We start from the raw sequence: 18494 nt of genomic DNA on the forward strand, positions 1-18494 counted from the left end.
GCGTGTTGATGGGGTGCCGTTGGCTGGGTGCGTCGGGGTGGGCCGGGGCGGGAGCCGTTGTCGGTTGCTGTTTACGTGGGGCTTGCGGTGGGCGTTTGGCGTGTTGATGGGGTGCCGTTGGCCGGGTGCGTCGGGGTGGGCCGGGGCAGGGGTCGTTGTCGGTTGCTGTTTGCGTGGTGCCTGTAGTCGTCGTTTCGCGTGTTGGTGGGTTGTTTTCAGCGGGGTGCGTCGGGGTGGGCCGGGGCAGGGGCGGAGCCGCTGGGAGCGGTGCGGTGCGGCCCGGGGCGGGGTGCGCGCGGCCCCTTGGGGATCCGTTCGCCCCACCCCTGAGGCGCCCCCGAGGCCCAGCCCCCTGAGGCGCCCCGGAGGCCCAGCCCCCTTGAGGGTCCCCGAGCCCTGACCCTCTCCCTCCCTGTTCCTCCGCCCCCGTTCCTGAAATGATCCGCCGGACCGGTCAGGTCAACGAGCGTTAACCGGGAGGACGGGATGGACGACGGTATGCAGCGGTTCGGCGCGGAGGGGTGGGTCGCCGTCGCGCGGCACGGCTTCGTGGCGGAGCTGGTCATGGACCGGCCCAAGGCCATGAACGCGGTCTCCACGGCGATGGCGGACGCCCTGGCGCAGGCGTGCGCCGAACTCGCCGCCGACCGGTCCGTACGGGCCGTGGTGCTCAGCTCCACCCATGAGCGGGCGTTCTGCGTGGGCGCCGACCTCAAGGAGCGCAACTCCTTCACGGACGCGGACCTGATGCGCCAGCGGCCGCACACCCGGGCCGCGTACACCGGTGTGCTGGAGCTGCCGGTGCCCACCATCGCGGCCGTGCACGGCTTCGCGCTCGGCGGCGGCTTCGAGCTGGCGCTGGCCTGCGATCTGATCGTCGCGGACGGCAGCGCGGTGGTCGGCCTGCCGGAGGTGTCGGTGGGGGTCATCCCCGGCGGCGGGGGCACCCAGCTGCTGCCGCGCCGGGTGGGGGCCGCCAGGGCGGCGGAGCTGGTGTTCACCGCCCGCCGGGTGCCGGCCGCCGAGGCCGCGGAGCTGGGGCTGGTGGACCAGCTGGCCGCGGACGGGCAGGACCGGGCGGAGGCGCTGGCGCTGGCGGCGCGGATCGCCCGTAATTCGCCGGTCGGGCTGCGGGCCGCCAAGAAGGCCCTGCGGCTGGGGCACGGGCTGGATCTGCGGGCGGGGCTGGAGCTGGAGGACGGGGCGTGGCGCAGCGTGGCCTTCTCCGGGGACCGTGCGGAGGGCGTGGCGGCGTTCAACGAGAAGCGGGACCCGGACTGGCCGGGGGAGTGACCCGCGCCGCCCCGGCCACCGGGGCACCGGGGGAGTGACCCGTCGGCCGGTGGAAGGCCCCGAGCCGCCCCCGATCACCGACCGCAACCACCAACGGCTCCCGCCCCGGCCCGCCCCGATGCGGGGTGCCCCGCGGGGTCGCCGCTCGGCCAATACGGCCGGAAAGGCGCGAAGAGGGTGAAACATTCCTACGCTGTAGTACAGGGTGTGCTCACGGTAACGGAATGTGAGGATCCGGTGACGGGCGAGGCCAACGGCGATGCGAGGCTGCGGGCAGTGGTGGAGCTGGCGCAGGCGATGGCGGCCGCGCCCACCCCGCGCGAGTCGGCGCGCGCCGCCGCCCTGGGCGCGCGGCAGGCCCTGGGCGGCTCCTTCGCGGCGATCTCCAAGTGGGAGCGCGAGCTGGGCAAGCTGCGGGTGCTGGTCAATGTCGGCGAACTCGCCGAAGGGGAAGGGGAGTTCCCCGACGACGAGTCGTACCCGGTGCACGAGTTCCCGGAGATCGTCGGCCTGGCGCACGAGGAGCGGGCCGCCGGCGGGTGCGATGCCTGGGTGGAGACCACCGGGGAGACCGCCGAGGAGGACGCCGGGGAGTCCGGACCGTACGGCGCGGGCCGCCGCGGGCGCCGTTACAACCAGCAGCGGGTCGCCGCGCTGCGCCGGCGCGGCCGCGGCTGCTGTGTGGTCGCGCCGATCGTGCTGCACGGACGGGCATGGGGCGAGCTGTATGTCGCGCGACGGACCGGGGAGCCGGTCTTCACCCGTCAGGACGCCGGTTTCGCGACCGTACTCGCCGCCGTGGCGGCCGCCGGGCTCGCCCAGACCGAGCGGCTCGCGGAGGCCCGCAGGCTCGCCTTCACCGACGCGCTGACCGGCCTGGCCAACCGCCGCGCCGTGGACCTGCGCCTCGACGAGGCGCTGGAGCAGCACCACCGGGACGGTGCGGTGGTCAGCCTGGTGGTGTGTGACCTCAACGGGCTGAAGGAGGTGAACGACTCGCGCGGCCACGCGGTCGGTGACCGGCTGCTGGAACGCTTCGGCTCGGTGCTCTCCCTCTGCGGCGCGATACTGCCCGGCGCCCTCGCGGCCCGGCTCGGCGGCGATGAGTTCTGTCTGCTCTCGGTCGGCCCGTCGTCCGAGGAGGTGGCCAAGGTGGCGGGTGAACTGTGCGCGCGGGCGGGGGAACTGGAGCTGGGTGACGGGGTGGCGGTCGGGGTCGCCTCGACCGGCGATCCGATCGGGCCGGTACGCACCGCCCGCCGCCTCTTCCGGCTCGCGGACGCCGCGCAGTACCGCGCCAAGGCGGAGCGGTCCGGGGAGCCGGTGGTCGCCGGTCGGCACGGCGGTTCCGACGATCCGGTCGTACGGCTCGCGGATACGCCCGAGCCGCGGCAGGGGCCCGAGCGCCGCCGGTTCCGGCGATGAGGCACGGGTGGTGGTGCGCGCTCGGTAAGGGGTGCTCCGCAAATCCACTCGTGACATCTAGTGATTCAGTCTCTAGGGTGCCTGAATATGAGTATGCACACCGTGGTGCTGGGGACCTCCGGCACGAGCGCACAGGACGTCATCGCCGTGGCCCGCGGCGCGGCCCGTATCGAGCTGCCCGAGGAGACCCTCGCCGCCGTCGCGGCCTCCCGTGCCTTCATCGACGACCTCGCCGCCAAGCCCGAGCCCGTCTACGGCGTCTCGACCGGCTTCGGCGCCCTCGCCGTCCGCCACATCAGCCCCGAGCTGCGCGCCCAGCTCCAGCGCAACATCGTCCGCTCGCACGCGGCCGGCATGGGCCCGCGGGTCGAGCGCGAGGTCGTCCGCGCGCTGATGTTCCTGCGCCTGAAGACCCTGGCCTCCGGCCGGACCGGTGTGCGCCCGGTGGTCGTCGAGACGATGGCCGCGATACTCAACGCCGGCATCACCCCCGTCGTCCACGAATACGGCTCCCTCGGCTGCTCCGGCGACCTCGCCCCGCTCTCGCACTGCGCGCTGACCCTGCTGGGCGAGGGCGACGCCGAAGGCCCCGACGGCGTCGTACGGCCCGCCGGTGAGCTGCTCGACGCGCACGGCATCGCCCCCGTCGAGCTGCGCGAGAAGGAAGGCCTGGCGCTCCTCAACGGCACCGACGGCATGCTCGGCATGCTCGTGATGGCCTGCGCCGACCTCGCCCGCCTCTTCACCTCCGCGGACATCACCGCCGCCCTCTCCCTGGAGGCCCTGCTCGGCACGGACAAGGTCCTCGCGCCCGAGCTGCACACCATCCGCCCGCACCCCGGCCAGGCCGCCTCGGCCGCCAACATGCTGAAGGTGCTGGAGGGTTCGGGCTTCACCGGCCACCACCAGGACGACGCGCCGCGCGTCCAGGACGCCTACTCCATCCGCTGCGCCCCGCAGGTCGCGGGCGCCGGCCGGGACACCCTCGACCACGCCCGCCTGGTCGCCGAGCGCGAGCTGGCCGCCGCCGTCGACAACCCCGTCGTCCTCCCCGACGGCCGGGTCGAGTCCAACGGCAACTTCCACGGCGCGCCGGTCGCCTACGTCCTGGACTTCCTGGCCATCGCCGCGGCCGACCTCGGCTCCATCGCCGAGCGCCGTACCGACCGCCTCCTGGACAAGAACCGCTCGCACGGGCTGCCCGCCTTCCTGGCCGGCGACCCCGGCGTCGACTCGGGCCTGATGATCGCCCAGTACACCCAGGCCGCGCTGGTCAGCGAGCTGAAGCGGCTGGCCGCACCGGCCTCGGTGGACTCCATCCCGTCCTCCGCCATGCAGGAGGACCATGTCTCGATGGGCTGGTCCGCGGCCCGCAAGCTGCGCACCGCCGTCGACAACCTCGCCCGGATCGTCGCCGTCGAGCTGTACGCCGCGACCCGCGCCATCGAGATGCGCGACGGGCTGACGGCGGCCCCCGCCAGCCTCGCGGTGCTGGACGCCGTACGGGCCGCGGGCGTCCAGGGGCCGGGCGAGGACCGCTTCCTGGCGCCGGACCTGGAGGCCGCCTACGCCTTCGTGCGGTCGGGGAAGCTGGTCGAGGCCGTGGAGTCCGTTACCGGGAAGCTGGCCTGACGGACCGTCGTAGGGCAGTAGGGCAGTACCGCAGCACGGCAGCGGCGGCGCGGGCAGGTGGCGCCGCCGCCGGCCCGCGGCGGGCCCGCGTCCGGGTCCCCGCTCGGGCGGCCGCGCGCCGCGAAGGGCGGACGGGGCACTGTATGTCGGGGTGGGCCGGGGCAGGAGCCGTCGGTGGTTCCGCTCAGTGGACGCGGGTGCGGCGGACGGAGTAGCCGACCAGTCCCGCACCGAGTGCGAGGCAGGCGGCCCCGCCGATGGCGTACGGCGTGGTGTCGGGGCTGCCGGTGTCGGCGAGGAGGTGCCGGGAGGCGGCGGCGTCCTTGGCGACGGCGGCCGCGGGGTCCTCGTCGGCCGTCGTGCCGGGGTGGTCCGCCGAGGCCGCCCGCGGGCCGGAACCGCCCGCTCCGCCCTCGCCCACGCCGGCCTGCGCGGTCGGTACGAACCACAGGGCCACCAGCACCGAGCCCGCGGCGGCGGCGGTCAGCAGTGGTCGTCGTGCGGTCACCGAACGATCCTCCTTGTGGGTTCGGCGAATTGGCCGTCGCGCGAAGCGCGGGCATCGGCCGTTGACCGCAGATGTTAGTGACCGCCGCGGGTCGCGGGGAAGTCGGGACGCGTACGTGCTTACCCTCCGTCCCATGAGCAATGGTGAGACATCACGTTTTGTACGCCTTCATGTGGAGCTGGTCATGGAGGTCACCGACGCCGGCCGGCTGACCGGCGCGGCCCTCGACCACATCGGCGGCGATCCGTCGCTCCCGGACGACCAGCGCCAGCAGGCCCTGGACACGGTCCGGGAGGACCCCGCGGAGGCGCTGGCCCATCTCGTCGACCCGTTCGACCTCGTCACGGCCGTGCCGGGCACCGAGCTCGCGCACGCCTCCTGGAGCAGTGAGGAGATGACCGACTACGACCCGGACGCCGAGTGGGACGCGGCGGAATGGGATCTCGCGGACGACCGGGCCGCCGAGGCCTGACCCGGCACGCGGCACCGCCCGACGCAACCGACCCCCACCGACCGCGACCGGCTCCCCACCGGGCGCAACCGACCCCCCCCGCCGACCCCGGCCCTCGTATGGCGTGATGCGTACGGGGGCCTCCTCTCTGTGGCGATGTGTGGCCTTTACGTCCGATTTGAGTGGCATCCCCCACATTCCCTTTCCTTTTCCGTGGCCATGGAAGACGGTCGATAGGCACGGACGTACAACCGTCGACCCACCGGACCGGAAGTCCCACCCGGACTCCCGTCGGAACCTCTCTCGGGACCTTCTCCGAGAACTCCGGGCTCGGTAGCAATGGAGATGCGCGTGATATCGGACAGTAATCGTGGTAGGGGCCTGATAGTCGGGGCCGCACTGCTCGGGGGTGCCCTCACCCTCACGGCGTGCGGCGCGGCGAACGGCGACGACGGCAGCCATGCTGCCGCGCACACCCCCAAGCCTCAGCACGAGAGCTCCCAGCAGGTCGACGCCGCGGCCGCCCAGGAGGCGTCACAGGCCAAGATCGAGATCGCGCCCCAGGACGGTACGACCGACGTCGGCCTCAACAGCGACGCCCAGGTCACGGTCAGCGGCGGCAAGCTCACCGACGTCACGATGACCTCCGTGGCCGCCCACACGACCGTCGCGGGCACGATGTCCGCCGACGGCTCCACCTGGCAGCCCGACACGGCGCTGGCCCGCTCCACGACCTACAAGGTCACCGCCCACGCCGTGGACTCCCAGGGCCGCAAGGCGGTGGAGAACTCCACCTTCACCACCGTCTCGCCCACCAACAGCTTCATCGGCACCTTCACCCCCGAGGACGGCTCGACCGTCGGCGTCGGCATGCCCGTGTCGGTCAACTTCGACAAGCCGGTGGAGAACAAGGCGCGCGTGGAGTCCGCGATCAAGGTCGCCTCCAGCAGCAACCAGCAGGTCATCGGCCACTGGTTCGGCGACAAGCGGCTGGACTTCCGCCCCCAGGACTACTGGCAGCCGAACTCCAAGGTCACCATGCAGCTCGGGCTCGATGACGTGGAGGCCTCGCCGGGCGTCAAGGGCATCCAGAACAAGACCGTCAGCTTCACCGTCGGCCACTCCCAGATCAGCACCGTCGACGCCAAGACCCACAAGATGACCGTGGTCCGCGACGGCCGGACGATCAAGACCATCCCGATCTCGGCGGGCAGCAAGGACCACCCGACCTACAACGGCAAGATGGTCATCTCCGAGAGGTTCAAGCAGACCCGGATGAACGGCTCAACCGTCGGCTTCGCCAAGAAGGACGGCAAGGGCGAGTACGACATCCCCGACGTCCCGCACGCCATGCGCCTGTCGACGTCCGGCACCTTCATCCACGGCAACTACTGGGGCAAGGGCATCTTCGGCCACGCCAACACCAGCCACGGCTGCATCGGCCTCCAGGACGTCCGGGGCGCCGACGACCCGGGCACCGACGCCGCGTGGTTCTTCAAGAACTCGCAGCTCGGTGACGTCGTCGAGATGACGAACTCCGGCGACAAGGTCATCCAGCCGGACAACGGCCTCAACGGCTGGAACATGGACTGGTCGCAGTGGGTCGCGGGCAGCGCCCTGTCGTCCTGACGACCGGACCGCGGTGACCTGCCGCACCGCACACCCGGCCACACCCGGCCGCGCAGGACACGGCACGACAACGTAAGAACAGCACGACCCGACCACCGCCCGGTGCCGCCCCACATGAGGCGCGCCGGGCGGTGGCGGTGCGTACGGTGCGCGGCATGGAAATCGACACCGAGGCGTGGTACGCCGTGGTCGCCGCCGCCCACGACCACGACCGGCCGAGCACCCCGGCCCCCGAACCGGCCGCCGAGGAACGGGCCGATGCGGGCGGTGAACGCCGCGCTCGGCTACCGCGCGGAGCGCGCGCTGAGCCTCTACCAGGTCCGGCTGTGAGAACCCCGCCGCGGGGAGCGGCAACGGGACCGCCGTCCGTACCCTGACCAGGTGACTGAGCGCGGCAGAGGCGGAAGAACCGAAGGAACCGGGACGAGCGGGCGCGGCGGACGAAGCGGCCCGTCCCCGGAGGCCGCCGAGCTGGTCGGCGGCGTGCTCGGCAGCGTCCGGTACGCGGCGGACGGGGCGGCGGCCGAGGACGCCGTCGAGGCGGGCGCCTCCATGCTCGCCGCGGCGGCCGTCGGCTGGGAAGCGGTGAGCGCGGCGGTGGTCGCGGCCGCCGCGGCGGGCGCCGCGCAGTGCTGGGCGGGCGGCTGGCAGCCCGCCGACCTGGAACGCTTCGTACGCCGCGAGGCGACCGGGGGAGCGGACCTCGCGACGCTGATCGTGGACGCGATAGCGGCCGACGCGGCCCGCAACCCGGCCGCCGGGACCCCGCGCGGCACCCGCTGGACCGGCCAGCTGCGCACCCTCGGCGCCGAGGTCTGGTGGGAGTCCGACGGCGGCTACCTCGACGCCCTGGCCGGACGCCGCCGCACCACCCGTTTCGAGACCGCCTACGACGTCCTGGCGGCCCTGCGCGCCCTCGCCAGGGTCCCGCGCATCACCCCGCTGCCCTCCCCGGCCCCCGCGCCCGCCACAAAGGCCCGGGGCGCCGCCGCCTCCCGTGCCCTCGGGCGCATCCGGGGACTGCTCGCCAAGGCCGAGGCGACGAACTTCGCGCAGGAGGCGGAGGCGCTGTCCGCCAAGGCACAGGAGCTGATGGCCCGGCACAGCATCGACGAGGCGCTCCTCGACAGCGCGGCCGGCGCCCAGGGCGGGCCGGCGGGCGGCCCGTCGGCGATCCGCATCGGCATCGAGGGACCGTACGAACAGGCCAAGGCGCTCCTCCTGGACGCCGTCGCGGCCGCCAACCGCTGCCAGGCCGTCTGGGCCGCCGACATCGGCTTCTCCACCCTCGTCGGCTTCGAAGCCGACCTGGAGGCCGCCGAACTGCTCTACACCTCGCTCCTCCTCCAGGCCACCGCCGCGATGCACCGCGCGGGCGACGCGCACCACACCCGCTCCCGCCGCACCCGCGACTTCCGCCAGACCTTCCTCGTCGCCTACGCGGACCGCATCCGGGGCCGCCTGACCGAGGCCACCGCCGCCGCCACGGCCGCCGTCACCGCCGAGTCCCCCGACGCGGCCCCCGGCCTCCTCCCGGTCCTCGCCGCCCGCGAACTCGCCGTGGAGGAGACCACCGGCGCCCTCTTCCCCGACACCGCCCCGGTCCGGCTGCGCGGCGTACGGGACGCCGACGGCTGGCACGCGGGACGGGCGGCCGCCGACCGGGCGCGACTGCGCAACGACCGCTGACCGGGCGCCGCCCCCACCGGGCGGCAGGCCCTCAGCCGAGCAGCAGCGCCGCGTCCCACCCTCCGCCCGCTCCGGGCGCGATCAAACCCCGGCCGGCCCCCGACGTGCGCCCTAGTCCGGAAGACGGAGCGCAAGATCCACACAACGGCGGTGCCGCGCCCGAGGCGGAACCACGAGGGTGAACGACAGCGCATACCCGCTCAACTCACCTCATGGAGGCCGACGTTGGATACGCACGGACCGGGAGCACCCGAAGGACCCCACGACACGGAGGCGGCGGCACACGACGCAGGACATCTGATCGAGGAGGCCCTCGGCCACCTCTACTCCGCGGCGCTGCGCACCGCCGCCGACCTCCGCCTGGCCGACCACCTGGCGGCGGGCCCCCGCACCGCCGCCGAACTCGCCCACCTGACCGGCACCGACGCCGTCCACCTGGGGCGCGCCCTGCGCTACCTCGCCACCCGCAAGGTCTTCCGCGAGGACGCACACGGCGCCTTCCACCTCACCCCCGCCGCACAGTTCCTGCGTACCGACGTACCCGGTTCGCTGCACGCCGCGGTCATGATGCTCACGGACGAGCTGTTCGTCCGCTCCTCATCGGGATTCGACGAGACGTTACGCACCGGCGAACCCGCATTCCCCAAGGTCTTCGGCGCCCCGTTCGTCGACTACATCACGGCCCGAACCGCCACCCGCGAACTCTTCGACACCGGCATGGCCGCCTTCTCCGCGCCGATGAACGCCCTGATCGCCGACGTCTACCCCTTCCCCCGGCACGGCACGGTCGTCGACGTCGGCGGCGGCCGCGGCGGACTCCTGCGCCAGGTGCTCCTGCGCCACCCGGGCCTGTCCGGGGTGCTCTTCGACCAGGAACCCGCGCTGCGCGAACACCTCCTGACGGACCCGGAGCTGACCGGACGCCGACGCACCCAACCAGGCGACTTCTTCGCCTCCGTACCGGAGGGCGGCGACATCTACGTCCTGAAGCACGTCCTGCACGACTGGGACGACGACAGCGCCGTGCGCATCCTGCAGTCGTGCCGCCGCGCCCTGGCCCACGACGGCAAGGTCCTGGTCATCGACTCCGTCCCGGCCCCCGGCAACGAGCCGCCGCTCGGCAAGGCCGTGGACGTGGCCATGATGACGATCGTGACGGGCCGCGAACGAGGCCCCGAGGACCTGGACGCCCTCTTCACCCGGGCCGGCCTGCGCCGCACCCGCATCCTGCCCACCCCGACCTTCGCCTCCATCGTCGAGGCCGTTGCCGCCTAACGGGCTGTCCGACGGGTCATGGCCGGATCCGGCCATGACCCCCTTACCCTTGACCTGGGGCACAGACCGACCTCGCCGGGGTGATGGAGATGCCCGACCTTTCCTCCGCGCTGTCCGATGTCCCGCCCCTACGGGGCCGGGCACCATGGCCCGACCACGAATACGTGAAGGGCTGGGGCGTCTTCGGACTGCCCTTTGATTCCGGTCATGTCCTCGCCCTGCGCGTCTTCCCGGAGAACTCCTTCGCCCCCTACCGCACGCTGTGGCACCGCGACCCGAACGGCCACTGGTCGATTCACGTCGACGGACCACACCTGCACACCGCATGCCCCAGGTACTACGGCCCTGCCTGCGACCACACCGGGTACGGCCGGATCCGGCTCACATGGACGGGCCCGGCCACCTTGCGGGTGACGATGGAATCCCCCTCCCTCGACTGGACCCTCACCGCCTCCGCTACCCCACTCCTCAGCCTCCTCAACGGCATCAGCGCGGCACTGCCGCTCGCCACCTGGCGACCCCGACTCCTCGTACGGGCCCGCGAGCGCCTGGCCCGAGCGCTGGGAATGGGCGACCTCCAGCTGACCGGCACGATGCCGAGCGGCCACACCGGAACGCTCATGCCACAGCGGATGTATGTCATCGACGACTCGCACGCCCTCCTCGACGGCGCCGACCTCGGCCGCCCGGCCCGGCTGACGGAGAACCCGCGCATCGGCGACGTACCCCTGCCGGCCCGCGGGGTCCTGGCCATCGGCCAGGCGGCATGGCAGATCCTCGACCCGGCGGAATACGCACGCACCCGCCTCGCGGTCACAGGCGGCGCAGAACCTGCGCCTCCGCCCGCTCGACAAGCGCACGGCCGTACGCGTGCACGAGGGAGAGATGGAAGAGGGACGGCGCCAATGGTGCCCAGCGGTGGATACGGCTGCTCCGCAGCATGTATGTGACCACCGTCGCCGGCCGGAAGGGAACGTAGTCGATGGTCTGGTGCTCCCAGCGATCGGCGACACCCCGGCTGATGCGCGCCTGAAGATCCGCGCTCGAAAGGTCCTTCAACCTGGCATGGAAGTGACCGCTCCAGTGCCGCTTGTCCATGTCCAGGACGAAGGCCAGCAGATCGAGGGAGTACTCGTGGGGCTCCAGGGACAACTCCTCCCGCATCCCGCGACGGGCCACCGCGTGCAGATCCGGTGCGCTCCGCCCCGAAGAATCGATATGCCGCGAAAGCCCCTCGTTGACGGAGGAGTTCCAGACGCCCGGTGCCATGCGTACCCGGTTGCTGCGCTGGGTCACGACGAGCATGTCATCGGCGGTGACCACGGCGACGTTGACGGCGAAACTGCACTGGAGAAAGGACGGGGCCGCCAGCGGGTCATCGGGATTCAGATAGCGGGTCCGGGGCGTCGTGCCGTCGGAGAGCCTGCGGTCCAGCTGCTGAGCGGCGAGGAACGTGTAGTAGTCCGTAGGGCGCAGCCTCAGGTGAATTTCGGGCGTCTCGTCGAGAGGGGTACGGGAGATGTCGAAGGACTCGACGGCGTAGCGAGGACCGTTCCACAGCGGCGTGCGCCCCTCCGCCCGCAACCGCTCGCCCTCCTCGGCGATTTCGTCCCGCCAGCCGGCCATGTCCGCCGGCAGAACCACCTCTTCGTCGAGCACCTGGACGTTGATGGCTTCCACGGGCACCGGAGACGTCCCGTCGCCTTCGACGATCAACGCGGAAGTCCGCAGGGGCCCGAGCGAGAACGTCTGCCAGACGGGCCCCGACTCCTCCTGTCGTCGCATGGTGCGAATCGCGGTCGTGGAGCGCTTGCGCAGTCGGTACCAGGTGTCCTGCAACGGCTGTTGGAACAGCACGGCGCAGACCATGCCGAGCACGGCGCCCACCACTCCGTTGACCACATCGATTCCGTCCATGCCAGAGACGGTAAGGATCTTGCTGCCGCCGGGAGGCCGTAATGCCTCATCCGTTACCCGCCGGACCGGCCAACGAGCCGTCCGCGCACACGACTTGCGCAGGTCACAGCCGGGATCCGGGACCCGGGATCCCGGGGCGCTGCCGGCCCGGCCTTGTAGGCTTCCCGCATGTCACAGTCCGTCGAACCGCACGTGCCGGTGAGCGGGAGCCATGTGCGTCAGGCCGTCGCCCACTGTGTCGATACCCTCACCGGCGTCCCCGCGGCCCAATGGCAGGTCAGGGCCGGCAGCCTGGAGTGGACATGCTGGGAGACCCTGGAACACCTCGCGGACGATCTGCTCACCTACGCACTGCGATTCGGTCTCGCGCAGCCGATGGACGTGCCACGCGTGCCGCTGCGCATCTCCCGTGATCGACCCCACGGGCCGGCCAATGTCATCTTCGGCGACGAGGAGACAGGACCCGAGGGACTCCTGACCGTCGTGACCGCCTGCGGCGGACTGCTCGCAGCCGCCGTCGACACCGCAGCTCCCACCACCTTGGCCCCGCACGTCTTCGGCGCCTCCGACCCGGAGGGATTCGCGGCGATGGGCGTCGTCGAGACCCTCGTCCACACCCACGACATCGCTCAGGGCGTGTACCGCCTGTGTGAGCCCCCGCAGGACTTGAGCGAGCGAGCTCTCGCACGGCTCTTCCCTGACGTACCCCTCACCGGCACTCCGTGGTCGACCCTGCTGTGGGCAACCGGCCGCCTCGAAACGCCCGATCGCCCCCGCCGCACGGACTGGCGTTGGTACGGCGCACCGCGCGGCAGCAGCTGACCACGCCAAGCACCTGCCGCAACGGCCCCCGGGCGGACCGGCCGCCGTGCGATCACCGCTCCACGGGCGCCACACCGACGGGGCAGGAAACCCCCGTCCCCCCGATCCCGCAGTACCCCGCCGGGTTCTTGTCCAAGTACTGCTGGTGATACCCCTCGGCCGCATAGAAGGGCCGCCCCTCGGCGGGGAGGATTTCGGTGGTGATGTCGCCGTAGCCGGACTTCTGGAGGACCGTGCGGTAGGCGTCGCGGGAAGCCTCGGCGGTGGCCTGCTGGGCGGGGGAGTGGGTGTAGACGGCGGAGCGGTACTGGGTGCCCACGTCGTTGCCCTGGCGGAAGCCCTGGGTGGGGTCGTGGGACTCCCAGAAGACCTTCAGGAGGGCCGTGTACGGGATGACCTGCGGGTCATAGACGACGCGGACGGCCTCGGTGTGGCCCGTGTGGCCGCTGCAGACCTCTTCGTACGTGGGGTTCGGGGTGTGGCCGCCCTGGTAGCCGACGAGGGTGGTCCAGACGCCGTCGGTCTGCCAGAACTTGCGCTCGGCGCCCCAGAAACAGCCCAGACCGAAGTCGGCGGTCTCCAGACCCTCCGGGTACGGGCCCAGCAGAGGGTTGCCGAGGACGGTGTGCCGCTCGGGCACGGAGAACTCCCGCTCCGGGCGGCCCTTCAGCGCTTCCTCGGCGGTGGGGAGATGGGTCTTGAAGCGGGAGAACAGCATCAGGATCAGGCTCCAGGGGGCGAGGGAAGGGAGACGGGGAAGGAGGAGGAACGGGTCCGGTCAATGGGAGAACGTCCGGCCGCGGGCCCGCATTCCCCGTACGGGCGTCAGTGGCCCTCCCGCGGGAAGCCCGCCGACGTGCCGCCCAGCTGTTCCCAGCCGGCGATGGCCAGCGCCCGGTAGGCGGCGTACTCGGCGGCCGGACTGCGGCCGTAGGACCAAGGGACGGCGCCCACGTGGCCGTCGACGAGACGGAGCTGCTCCATGGCCTCGGCGTAGCGTTCGGCGCGTACCAGGAACCAGACCAGCAGATGGCGGACGTGCGGGGCCATCGGGTGGTCCGCGGGCGCCTGGGCCAGGGCGAAGTGGGCGCCCTCGATGGCCCGCTCGACCACCACGCTCTGATAGAGGCTCCGGACCATATTGGCCTCGGGAAGATGCTCGTACACCGCGAAGAGCGGCAGCGCGGGCAGCAGGCTCTTCGCCGGCGCCCCGGCCGCCGCGCGCTCGGCGAACCCCTCGGCATCCTCGCGGGAGCCGTGCCACTTCTGCGACCAGTACGGAAGCGCGGCGAGATGCGCGCCCATGTGATGCGGGGCGCGCTGGGCGACCTTGGACCAGAGCGCTTCGTAGTCGGCGCGGCGTTCGCCCAGGCCACGTGCGACGGCCAGCTCCGTGATGTACGGGATGGGGCTGCCGGGCGCCAGCAGCCCCGCCTCCCGGCAGACCGTACGGGCCTCCTCCAGGATCATCCGGAAGTCCTGGGAACCGGGATCGCGCAGCGCCTGGAGGACCAGGAACTGGGCGTGCGTCTGGGCGCCGCCGGGATCCTTGGGGGACTCCAGCCGCCAGGTGCGCAGCCAGATGCCCCCGGCCCGCCGCCCGTCACCGGGCCCGGCATCCCCGGCCGCCTCCTGCGCCGGCTCGAACGCCGCCGAGCCCGCCAGCGTCTGGATCCGCTGCCACCGCAGCTCCCAGTCGTCCCCGGTGGACTTCAGCAATGCGGCCGCCGGGCGCCAGTCGCGGGTACGCCGTATCTCCGCGAGCGCGTCGTCCAGCTCCTGATCGGGGCCGGGCAGCCGCACGTCGAGTTCGTCGAGCGGCACGAAGCCGTAGCCCGCCATCGGGTCGCCGGCCACCACCAGACCCTGCCGGGTCTGCTGTACGGCCCGCCGGCGCCGCATCCAGGGCAGGAAGACGCAACCGCCGAGGGCGGTCGCGGCGAGGAGCACGAGCAGAGCGTCCATGTGGTGTGTCCCGGTCGGTGCGAGAGAGTGAGGGTCTGGGGTGGGGGTCGGGGGTGAGGGGAGGGGCTGGAGGGTGAGGGGCCGGCGTGGAGGTCGGTTCGGAGTTGCGGTTCAGGGCTGCGGTTGAGGGTTGCGGATCGGAGGTGTGGGGCGGAGGGCGGGTCTCGGTGCGCGGGGGAGCTGTCGTAGTAAGCGTTGTCGTAGCGAGCGGGGAGCCGTCTTATGTATTCACTCTCCAGCGAAGCAGAAAGTTCCGGAAAGTTCCCTTGCCTGGCCGACTACCCTCGGCAGGCATGAGCGATCAGCGCGAACAGCGCCACCAGCACTTCGAAACCCTTGCCATCCACGCAGGTCAGGAGCCCGACCAGGCCACCGGCGCGGTGGTACCGCCCATCTACCAGGTCTCTACTTACAAGCAGGACGGTGTGGGCGGACTCCGCGGCGGCTACGAGTACAGCCGCAGCGCCAATCCGACCCGTACCGCCCTTGAGGAGAATCTCGCCGCCCTGGACGGCGGCCGCCGCGGCCTCGCCTTCGCCTCCGGGCTCGCCGCCGAGGACTGCCTGCTGCGGACCCTGCTCACCCCCGGCGACCACGTCGTCATCCCCAACGACGCCTACGGCGGCACCTTCCGCCTGTTCGCGAAGGTCGTCGAGCGGTGGGGCGTGGAGTGGTCGGTGGCCGACACCTCCGACCCGCAGGCCGTACGCGACGCGCTGCGGCCCCGTACGAAGGCGATCTGGGTCGAGACGCCCAGCAACCCGCTGCTCGGCATCAGCGACATCGCGGCGCTGGCCGGCATCGCCCGGGAGGCGGGCGCCAAGCTCGTCGTCGACAACACCTTCGCCAGCCCCTACCTCCAGCAGCCGCTCGCCCTGGGCGCGGATGTGGTGGTCTACTCGACGACCAAGTACATGGGCGGGCACTCGGACGTCGTGGGCGGCGCACTGGTCGTCAACGACGATGCGCTGGGCGAGGAACTCGCCTACCACCAGAACGCCATGGGCGCGATCGCCGGGCCGTTCGACGCCTGGCTGGTGATGCGCGGCATCAAGACCCTGGCCGTACGCATGGACCGGCACAGCGCCAACGCGGCCCGCGTCGCCGAGCTGCTGGTCTCGCACAAGAAGGTCACCCGCGTGTACTACCCGGGCCTGGCCGAGCACCCCGGTCACGAGGTCGCCGCCAAGCAGATGCGGTCCTTCGGCGGGATGGTGTCGTTCCAGGTGGCGGGCGGCGAGCAGGAGGCCGTGGAGGTCTGCAACCGGGCGAAGCTGTTCACCCTGGGGGAGTCCCTGGGCGGTGTGGAGTCCCTGATCGAGCACCCGGGCCGGATGACGCACGCCTCGACGGCCGGGTCCGCGCTGGAGGTCCCGAGCGACCTCGTACGGCTGTCGGTGGGCATCGAGTCCGCCGACGATCTGCTGGCGGACCTCACGCAGGCCCTCGGCTGACACCGCTCGTGAAGCGCGTCACCACCCTTCCACCGGAGGGGTGGTGACGTCCCGGCGCGGACGACCCGGCGCGGACTGTACGACGCGGACGTCCCGGCGTGCGTCAGGACGCGGGGCCGGCCGGCGCCAGCGACGCGGTGAGCGTGGCGAGGGAGACGTTGAAGCGGGTGAGGAGCGCGCAGAACGCGTCCCGGTCCTCCGGCGACCAGTCCTCCGTCACCAGGGCCATCAGCGCACGACGCGAGGCGCGCACCTCCTCCAGGCGGGTCAGGCCGCGCTCCGACAGCTGGAGCACCACGGCCCGGCCGTCCTCGGGGTGGGTGGCTCGGCTGACCAGCCCGGCGTCCACCAGAGGCGCCACCTGGCGGGTGACCGTCGAGGAGTCGATGCCCATCCCGGCGGCCAGGGCCTTGACACCCATCGGCCCCTCCTGGTCGAGGCGGTTGAGCAACAGATAGGCGGCGCGGTCCATGGAGTTGCGCGCCTGCCCTACGCCACCCAGTCGGCTCTGTTCGGCGCGGCGGGCGAAGACGGCCACTTGGTGCTGCAGCGCGTCTAGGAGAGCGGTGTCGGGGTGGGTCGTCATGTCCGGAGAGGTGGGCATGGCCGGGAGCTCGCTTCATGGAGGTGCGTATGGATGGGAGGACAGCGTACGCGGATGCTGCGGGGACGGTACCGACCCCGTCGTTCCGATAACACCCCGTGAGACGGCCGAGACCGTTCCGCGCCGTACGGGGGATCTCGCCATCCGGTCGAAAAGGCCCAGGACGGCCCGAACTGCGAGACTGACGGCATGGCCGATCACACGCCTCGCACGTCGCACGAGTCCCCCGCGGCATCGCTCTCCGCCGACGCCGCGATCACCGGGGCCCCGCTCGACGAGGATCCGACGGCCCCGGGTCCGACGGCCGAGGACCCGATCGGTACGGACCCGATCGGTACGGACCCGATCGGTGCGGACCTGATCGGTACGGATCCGACTGCCTCGGACCCGACTGCCGCGGATTCGACCGACGAGGACGCGGCCGACGAGGACCCGCTCTCCGCGATCACGGTCGATGACGTACGCGAGGCGCACAAGCTGCTCTCCGGCGTCTCCCGCGCCACCCCCCTGGAGGGCAGCCGCTATCTGTCGGGGCTGGTCGGCTCCCCGATACACCTCAAGTGCGAGAACCTCCAGCGCACCGGATCCTTCAAGATCCGCGGCGCGTACGTACGCATCGCCCGGCTCTCCCCGCAGGAGCGGGCGGCCGGTGTGGTGGCGGCCAGCGCGGGCAACCACGCGCAGGGCGTGGCGCTGGCGGCGTCCCTGCTGGGCGTGCGCTCGACGGTGTTCATGCCGGCCGGGGCGCCGCTGCCGAAGGTCGCCGCGACCCGCGAATACGGCGCCGAGGTCCGGCTGCACGGCCAGGTGGTCGACGAGACGCTGGCCGCCGCCCAGGAGTACGCGAAGGAGACCGGCGCGGTCTTCATCCACCCCTTCGACCACCGGGACATCATCGCCGGCCAGGGCACACTCGGCCTGGAGATCCTGGAGCAGTGCCCGGAGGTGCGCACCATCGTCGTCGGGATCGGCGGCGGCGGGCTGGCCGCCGGCGTCGCGGTGGCGGTCAAGGCGCTGCGGCCGGATGTGAAGGTCATCGGGGTGCAGGCGGCGGGTGCGGCCTGCTATCCGCCCTCGCTGGAGGCCGGGCACCCGGTGGCGATCGAGGCGCTGGCCACGATGGCGGACGGGATCAAGGTCGGGCGGCCCGGCGATGTGCCGTTCCGGATCGTCCATGAGCTGGTGGACGAGGTCCGTACGGTCTCCGAGGACGAGCTCTCCAGCGCGCTGCTGCTGTGCCTGGAGCGGGCGAAGCAGGTGGTGGAGCCGGCCGGGGCGAGCCCGGTGGCGGCGCTGTTGTCCCACCCGGAGACGTTCGAGGGGCCGGTCGTCGCGGTGCTGTCCGGCGGCAACGTCGACCCGCTGCTGATGCAGCGCGTCCTGCGGCACGGCATGGCCGCCGCCGGACGCTACCTCTCGCTCCGGCTGCGGCTGACGGACCGGCCGGGCGCGCTGGCGACCCTGCTGGGCGTGCTGACGGTCGTCGACGCCAACGTCCTGGACGTGGGCCACGTACGGCTCGACCCCCGGCTCGGACTGACGGAGGTCGAGGTCGAGATCCAGCTGGAGACCAAGGGTCCGGAGCACTGCGCCGAGGTGGGCGAGGCGCTGCGCGAGGCGGGGTACTTCGTCATCGCCTAGCAAAGGCGTGGCGAAACGTTCCTGTCCTGGCCCGACCAACCCGGCCCGACCCGTCCCGGCCGCTTCGGCGAACGCGCCGCCCGTACGTCGAATGCCCCCGTACGTCGAATGTACGAAAACCGCGAAAACCAGTAACGCGATGTATCGCGTTCGGAGTAGAGTCCGGTCCTGCTTCGCCGGTTCCCTGGG

At 72.2% G+C, this 18494-nt stretch carries 15 protein-coding genes; 10 read left to right on the forward strand and 5 right to left on the reverse strand.

The genetic code is table 11. The features are described 5' to 3' along the window. Positions 1 to 486: 486 nt before the first annotated feature. From AC5677_RS24630 to hutH, 3 genes are all read left to right on the forward strand, one after another. Positions 487 to 1293 carry an enoyl-CoA hydratase/isomerase family protein gene (locus AC5677_RS24630; protein WP_497190096.1) on the forward strand — a complete coding sequence of 269 codons (807 nt, stop codon included), beginning with the start codon at positions 487 to 489 and terminating at the stop codon, positions 1291 to 1293. A 207-nt stretch (positions 1294 to 1500) separates the two neighbouring features. Then, positions 1501 to 2718 carry a GGDEF domain-containing protein gene (locus AC5677_RS24635; protein ID WP_497190097.1) on the forward strand — a complete coding sequence of 406 codons (1218 nt, stop codon included), beginning with the start codon at positions 1501 to 1503 and terminating at the stop codon, positions 2716 to 2718. A gap of 87 nt (positions 2719 to 2805) precedes the next feature. Further along, the gene (gene hutH / locus AC5677_RS24640) at positions 2806 to 4350 is read left to right on the forward strand and encodes a histidine ammonia-lyase (protein WP_497190098.1); all 1545 of its coding nucleotides are present in this window, start codon (positions 2806 to 2808) and stop codon (positions 4348 to 4350) included. Between the two features lie 184 nt (positions 4351 to 4534). Here hutH and AC5677_RS24645 read toward each other — a convergent pair whose 3' ends face one another. Next, entirely contained in the window at positions 4535 to 4858 is a 324-nt protein-coding gene (locus AC5677_RS24645) for a hypothetical protein (RefSeq protein WP_497190099.1), read from the reverse strand. Between the two features lie 133 nt (positions 4859 to 4991). On the opposite strand from AC5677_RS24645, the gene AC5677_RS24650 reads away from it, so the two are divergent. The 4 genes from AC5677_RS24650 to AC5677_RS24665 all read left to right on the forward strand — a co-directional run bounded on the left by AC5677_RS24650 (position 4992) and on the right by AC5677_RS24665 (position 9902). Then, the gene (locus tag AC5677_RS24650; protein WP_403515390.1) at positions 4992 to 5330 is read left to right on the forward strand and encodes a hypothetical protein; all 339 of its coding nucleotides are present in this window, start codon (positions 4992 to 4994) and stop codon (positions 5328 to 5330) included. Positions 5331 to 5654: 324 nt separating this feature from the next. Continuing rightward, on the forward strand, positions 5655 to 6938 hold the full coding sequence (locus tag AC5677_RS24655) for a L,D-transpeptidase (protein WP_497190100.1): 1284 nt from the start codon (positions 5655 to 5657) through the stop codon (positions 6936 to 6938). 483 nt (positions 6939 to 7421) lie between these two features. Continuing rightward, positions 7422 to 8627, forward strand: coding sequence for a DUF2786 domain-containing protein (locus AC5677_RS24660; RefSeq protein ID WP_497196744.1), 1206 nt, complete (start codon positions 7422 to 7424; stop codon positions 8625 to 8627). A gap of 225 nt (positions 8628 to 8852) precedes the next feature. After that, on the forward strand, positions 8853 to 9902 hold the full coding sequence (locus AC5677_RS24665) for a methyltransferase (protein WP_497190101.1): 1050 nt from the start codon (positions 8853 to 8855) through the stop codon (positions 9900 to 9902). 813 nt (positions 9903 to 10715) lie between these two features. On the opposite strand, the gene AC5677_RS24670 is transcribed toward AC5677_RS24665, so the two are convergent. Beyond that, positions 10716 to 11819, reverse strand: a complete 1104-nt coding sequence (locus AC5677_RS24670; protein ID WP_497190102.1) for a hypothetical protein — start codon at positions 11817 to 11819, stop codon at positions 10716 to 10718. A gap of 168 nt (positions 11820 to 11987) precedes the next feature. Here AC5677_RS24670 and AC5677_RS24675 point away from each other — a divergent pair, with 168 nt between their 5' ends. Beyond that, positions 11988 to 12641, forward strand: coding sequence for a DinB family protein (locus AC5677_RS24675; RefSeq protein WP_497190103.1), 654 nt, complete (start codon positions 11988 to 11990; stop codon positions 12639 to 12641). Between the two features lie 52 nt (positions 12642 to 12693). On the opposite strand, the gene msrA is transcribed toward AC5677_RS24675, so the two are convergent. Next, entirely contained in the window at positions 12694 to 13359 is a 666-nt protein-coding gene (msrA, locus tag AC5677_RS24680) for a peptide-methionine (S)-S-oxide reductase MsrA (RefSeq protein WP_497190104.1), read from the reverse strand. A gap of 107 nt (positions 13360 to 13466) precedes the next feature. Continuing rightward, positions 13467 to 14606 carry a hypothetical protein gene (locus tag AC5677_RS24685; protein WP_497190105.1) on the reverse strand — a complete coding sequence of 380 codons (1140 nt, stop codon included), beginning with the start codon at positions 14604 to 14606 and terminating at the stop codon, positions 13467 to 13469. Between the two features lie 293 nt (positions 14607 to 14899). Here AC5677_RS24685 and AC5677_RS24690 point away from each other — a divergent pair, with 293 nt between their 5' ends. Then, the gene (locus AC5677_RS24690) at positions 14900 to 16060 is read left to right on the forward strand and encodes a cystathionine gamma-synthase (RefSeq protein WP_497190106.1); all 1161 of its coding nucleotides are present in this window, start codon (positions 14900 to 14902) and stop codon (positions 16058 to 16060) included. Between the two features lie 103 nt (positions 16061 to 16163). On the opposite strand, the gene AC5677_RS24695 is transcribed toward AC5677_RS24690, so the two are convergent. Further along, positions 16164 to 16664: a MarR family winged helix-turn-helix transcriptional regulator gene (locus AC5677_RS24695; RefSeq protein WP_497190107.1), complete on the reverse strand. Its 501-nt coding sequence runs from the start codon at positions 16662 to 16664 to the stop codon at positions 16164 to 16166. Positions 16665 to 16853: 189 nt separating this feature from the next. On the opposite strand from AC5677_RS24695, the gene ilvA reads away from it, so the two are divergent. Further along, positions 16854 to 18305, forward strand: coding sequence for a threonine ammonia-lyase (gene ilvA / locus AC5677_RS24700; protein ID WP_497190108.1), 1452 nt, complete (start codon positions 16854 to 16856; stop codon positions 18303 to 18305). The last annotated feature ends 189 nt before the right edge of the window (positions 18306 to 18494 follow it).

The organism is Streptomyces sp. JLSY215 (genome assembly GCF_059682825.1).

Coding starts and splice junctions, on each gene's coding strand:
- msrA (WP_497190104.1), bottom strand. CDS start 13,359: ATGCTGTTCTCCCGCTTCAAGACCCATCTCCCCACCGCCGAGGAAGCG.
- AC5677_RS24685 (WP_497190105.1), bottom strand. CDS start 14,606: ATGGACGCTCTGCTCGTGCTCCTCGCCGCGACCGCCCTCGGCGGTTGC.
- AC5677_RS24695 (WP_497190107.1), bottom strand. CDS start 16,664: ATGCCCACCTCTCCGGACATGACGACCCACCCCGACACCGCTCTCCTA.
- AC5677_RS24690 (WP_497190106.1), top strand. CDS start 14,900: ATGAGCGATCAGCGCGAACAGCGCCACCAGCACTTCGAAACCCTTGCC.
- AC5677_RS24630 (WP_497190096.1), top strand. CDS start 487: ATGGACGACGGTATGCAGCGGTTCGGCGCGGAGGGGTGGGTCGCCGTC.
- ilvA (WP_497190108.1), top strand. CDS start 16,854: ATGGCCGATCACACGCCTCGCACGTCGCACGAGTCCCCCGCGGCATCG.
- AC5677_RS24655 (WP_497190100.1), top strand. CDS start 5,655: ATGCGCGTGATATCGGACAGTAATCGTGGTAGGGGCCTGATAGTCGGG.
- AC5677_RS24675 (WP_497190103.1), top strand. CDS start 11,988: ATGTCACAGTCCGTCGAACCGCACGTGCCGGTGAGCGGGAGCCATGTG.
- AC5677_RS24650 (WP_403515390.1), top strand. CDS start 4,992: ATGAGCAATGGTGAGACATCACGTTTTGTACGCCTTCATGTGGAGCTG.
- hutH (WP_497190098.1), top strand. CDS start 2,806: ATGAGTATGCACACCGTGGTGCTGGGGACCTCCGGCACGAGCGCACAG.
- AC5677_RS24670 (WP_497190102.1), bottom strand. CDS start 11,819: ATGGACGGAATCGATGTGGTCAACGGAGTGGTGGGCGCCGTGCTCGGC.